The 1,010-nt window shown below is 61.2% G+C and carries 2 protein-coding genes; both read left to right on the forward strand.

Annotated features, from left to right (window positions below; translation table 11 throughout):
* Window positions 1-516 (forward strand): citrate/2-methylcitrate synthase (locus tag A9X05_RS20045; protein ID WP_304442456.1); only part of this gene is annotated, 516 nt, incomplete at its 5' end.
* A gap of 181 nt (window positions 517-697) precedes the next feature.
* On the forward strand, window positions 698-1,010 hold a 313-nt coding region (locus A9X05_RS20050; protein ID WP_197499142.1), incomplete at its 3' end, for an alpha-L-fucosidase.

The following is a 1,010-nucleotide window of genomic DNA, read 5'->3' on the forward strand; positions in this document are numbered from 1 at the left end:
CCGTCCGTCAGCGCGGCGATCGGCACGATGGGCGGCCCGCTTCACGGCGGCGCGCCGAGCGAGGTCATCGCCATGCTGGAGGCGATCGGAACGCAAGAACGCGCCGAGCCCTGGCTGCGCGAGGTGCTGGAGCGGGGCGGCCGGCTCATGGGCTTCGGCCATCGCATCTACAAGACCGTCGACCCGCGTGCCGAGGCGCTGCGCGCAGTGACACGCGGCCTGACCGGCGACGATCCGGCGTTCGCGCTCGCCCTGCACGTGGAGGAGACGGGGACGCGGCTGCTCGCCGAGTACAAACCGGGGCGGCGCCTGTACACGAACGTCGAGTTTTTCGCGGCGGCCATCATGAAGGCGATCGCGCTGCCGACGGAGCTGTTCACGCCGACGTTCACAGCCGCCCGCGTCGTCGGATGGACGGCACACATGCTCGAGCAGGCCGGGCACAACCGCATCTTCCGGCCGCAGTCCGCATACGTGGGCGCCATGCCTCTCGAGATAGCCGACAAGATCGGCTAACCGCAGCGCCCCGCGCTGGGTGTATAGAAAGATGCAAGGTTTGCGGCAATCGTTCGGGGCAATAGTCTCGGCAGCGGAAAATAGTGAAGTTTATGAAAAATACGAATTGATCAATTGCGGCCTTAACACTATCATGGCAAATGAAGGGCGGGGAAAATATCGCGAAGAGTGAGGGTATCGGATGGTAAGCCAATGGTTCGGAGAAGCAAAGCTCGGCATCTTCATTCATTACGGAATCTATGCGGTAAACGGAATTGCCGAGTCCTGGTCGTTCTATAACGGTAGGATCTCTTACGAGGACTACATGAAGCAGCTGGATGGGTTTACGGCAGCCCGCTTCGATGCGGACGCCTGGGCAGACCTGATTGAAAAATCGGGCGCCAAATATGCCGTGCTCACGACCAAGCATCATGACGGAGTGGCGCTGTGGGATACCGAGTACAGCGACTTGAACGTAGTGAAAAAGACGCCTGCGAAACGCGACTTGGTCCGGG

Origin of the sequence: Mycobacterium sp. E3298, assembly GCF_001666895.1 — a bacterium.
In the GTDB taxonomy this organism is placed as follows: domain Bacteria; phylum Actinomycetota; class Actinomycetes; order Mycobacteriales; family Mycobacteriaceae; genus Mycobacterium.